Source organism: Bradyrhizobium sp. PRIMUS42, assembly GCF_023006515.1.
GTDB lineage: Bacteria > Pseudomonadota > Alphaproteobacteria > Rhizobiales > Xanthobacteraceae > Bradyrhizobium.
Genome location: NZ_JALBGZ010000679.1, coordinates 1 through 3,379 on the forward strand (window position 1 = coordinate 1; position 3,379 = coordinate 3,379).

General features: G+C 65.8%; 2 protein-coding genes. Both read left to right on the forward strand.

The annotated features are described in order from the left end of the window. Positions 1-2,260: type I DNA topoisomerase (gene topA, locus MOV75_RS31740; RefSeq protein WP_246919895.1), on the forward strand; the 2,260-nt coding region annotated here is incomplete at its 5' end. An 18-nt stretch (positions 2,261-2,278) separates the two neighbouring features. Further along, on the forward strand, positions 2,279-3,379 hold a 1,101-nt coding region (locus tag MOV75_RS31745; protein ID WP_247007292.1), incomplete at its 3' end, for an RNB domain-containing ribonuclease.

A 3,379-nucleotide genomic window follows, 5' to 3' on the forward strand; every position in this document is an offset into this window, starting at 1 on the left:
CGTGCAGTCGGTGGCGCTGCGCCTCGTCTGCGACCGCGAGCTCGAGATCGAGAAGTTCGTCGCGCGTGAATATTGGTCGCTGATCGCGACCCTGCTGACCCCGCGCGGCGATGCGTTCGAGGCCCGCCTCGTCGGCGCCGACGGCAAGAAGATCCAGCGTCTCGACATCGGCACCGGCGCGGAAGCCGAGGATTTCAAGAAGGCGCTGGAGACGGCGGCCTACGCCGTCACCGCGGTCGACGCCAAGCCCGCGCGGCGCAATCCGCAGGCGCCGTTCACCACCTCGACGTTGCAGCAGGAAGCCAGCCGCAAATACGGCTTTGCGCCGGCGCACACGATGCGCATCGCCCAGCGCCTCTATGAAGGCATCGACATCGGCGGCGAGACCACCGGACTCATTACTTATATGCGTACCGACGGCGTGCAGATCGCCCCCGAGGCGATCACGCAGGCGCGCAAGGTGATCGGCGAGGATTACGGCAACGCCTATGTGCCGGATGCCCCCCGTCAGTACCAGACCAAGGCCAAGAACGCGCAGGAAGCGCACGAAGCGATCCGCCCGACCGACATGTCCCGCCGCCCCGACAGCATGAGCCGCAAGCTCGATGCCGATCAGGCGCGTCTCTATGAGCTGATCTGGAAGCGCACCATCGCGAGCCAGATGGAATCGGCCGAGCTGGAGCGCACGACCGTCGACATCACGGCGAAGGCAGGCTCCCGCACGCTGGAGCTGCGCGCCACAGGCCAGGTCGTCAAGTTCGACGGCTTCCTCGCGCTCTACCAGGAAGGCCGTGACGACGAGGAAGACGAGGATTCGCGCCGCCTGCCCGCTATGAGCCCGAACGACGCGCTCAAGCGGCAGGGCCTGTCCGTCACCCAGCACTTCACCGAGCCGCCGCCGCGCTTCTCCGAGGCCTCGCTGGTCAAGCGCATGGAAGAGCTCGGCATCGGCCGGCCCTCGACCTATGCCTCGATCCTCCAGGTGCTGAAGGACCGCGGCTACGTCAAGCTGGAGAAGAAGCGCCTGCATGGCGAGGACAAGGGCCGCGTCGTGGTCGCGTTCCTCGAGAGCTTCTTCAGCCGCTACGTCGAATACGATTTCACCGCCAATCTGGAAGAGCAGCTCGACCGCATCTCCAACAATGAGATCTCCTGGCAGCAGGTGCTGAAGGATTTCTGGACCGGCTTCATCGGCGCCGTCGACGAGATCAAGGACCTGCGTGTGGCGCAGGTGCTCGACGTGCTGGACGAGATGCTCGGACAGCATATCTATCCGCCGCGGCCCGATGGGGGTGACATCAGGCAGTGCCCCAGCTGCGGCAATGGCCGTCTCAATCTGAAGGCCGGCAAGTTCGGCGCCTTCGTCGGCTGCTCGAACTATCCGGAATGCCGCTACACCCGCCAGCTCGCCGCCGATGGCGAGGCGACTGCTGACCGTTCGCTCGGCCAGGACCCCGATACGGGCCGCGATGTCTGGGTCAAGGCCGGCCGGTTCGGCCCCTATATCCAGCTCGGCGAGCAGAAGGATTATGAGGAAGGCGAGAAGCCGAAGCGCGCAGGCATCCCGAAGGGCACCTCCCCCGGCGATGTCGAGCTCGAGCTCGCGCTGAAGCTGCTCTCGCTGCCGCGCGAAATTGGAAAACATCCCGAAACCGGCCAGCCCATCACCGCCGGCCTCGGCCGCTTCGGGCCGTTCGTGAAGCACGAGAAGACCTATGCCAGCCTGGAAGCCGGCGATGAGGTATTCGACATCGGCCTCAATCGCGCGGTGACGCTGATCGCGGAGAAGGTCGCCAAGGGCCCGAGCCGCCGCTTCGGCGCCGATCCCGGCAAGGCGATCGGCGATCATCCGACACTCGGCACCGTCACCGTGAAGAGCGGCCGCTACGGCGCCTATGTCACCGCCGGCGGCGTCAACGCGACGATCCCCGCCGAGTTCGAAAAGGACACCGTCACGCTGCCGCAGGCGATCGCGCTGATCGACGAGCGCGCAGCCAAGGGCGGCGGCAAGGCCAAGAACTCTAAGACGGCCAAGAAGGCGGCAAAGCCGGCCAAGGCCAAGAAAGCTACAGAGAAAGCTACGGACGGCGAGGACGCCGCGCCAAAGCCGAAGAAGCCGACCGCGAAGAAAGCCGCGGCCAAATCGAAAACCGAATCCACCAGCAAGGCGCGCGCCGCATTGTCGTCGACAGCCAAGACGTCGCCGACCAAGGCCGCCGCCGGCAAGGCTCCGGCCAAGAAGAGTGCCGGCAAGACTTAAGTCAGAATTAGAGGTTAAGTGAAACGCAAGAATGACCATGGCTTTCCCGACAGGCAAGCCATCGTCGCCTTCATCAAGGCAAATCCAGGAAAGGTCGGGACCCGCGAAATTGCGCGCGAGTTCGGCCTGAAGAACGCCGATCGCGTCGAGCTCAAGCGCATGCTGCGCGAGCTCGCCGACGACGGGGCCATCAAGAAAAAACGTCACAAGGTGTCCGAGCCGGACACGCTGCCGCCGACGCTGGTCGCCGACATTACCGGGCGCGACTCCGACGGCGAATTGATCGCCTCGCCCACCGAATGGGACGAGGTCGAAAGCGGCGAGCCGCCGAAGATCCGCATCCAGATGCCGCGCCGGCCAAAGCCGGGCACCGTCGCCGGTGTTCGCGACCGCGTGCTGCTGCGCGTCGAGCCGAGCAACGAGGCCGAAGGCCCGGCCTATCTCGGCCACGTCATCAAGGTCTTCGACAAGACCAAGAGCCGTATCCTCGGCGTGTTCCGCAGCCTTCCCGAAGGCGGCGGCCGGCTCGTGCCCGTCGACAAGAAGGCTGCCGACCGCGAACTGAACATTGCAGCAGCCGATACGCACGGCGCGCAGGACGGCGACCTCGTCAGCGTCGACATCGTCCGCACGCGCAGCTTTGGGCTTGCGTCCGGCCGGGTGAAAGAAAAGCTCGGCTCGGTCAAGTCGGAGAAGGCGATCAGCCTGATCGCGATCTACGCCCACGACATCCCGCTGCAATTCTCCCCTGCCGCCGAGCGCGAGGCGGAAGCGGCGGAGCCCGCGAACCTGAAGGGGCGCGAGGACTGGCGCGACGTGCCGCTCGTCACCATCGATCCGCCGGATGCGAAGGACCATGACGACGCGGTGCATGCCGATCCAGATCCTGATCCGAACAACAAAGGCGGCTTCATCGTCAACGTCGCCATCGCCGATGTCAGCTTCTACGTCCGGCCTAGCACCGCGCTCGACCGCGACGCGCTCGACCGCGGCAACTCGGTTTACTTCCCCGACCGCGTCGTGCCGATGCTGCCCGAGCGCATTTCCAACAATCTCTGCTCGCTGGTGCCTGGCGAGCCGCGCGGCGCGCTCGCGGTGCGGATGGTGCTCGGCCCCGAC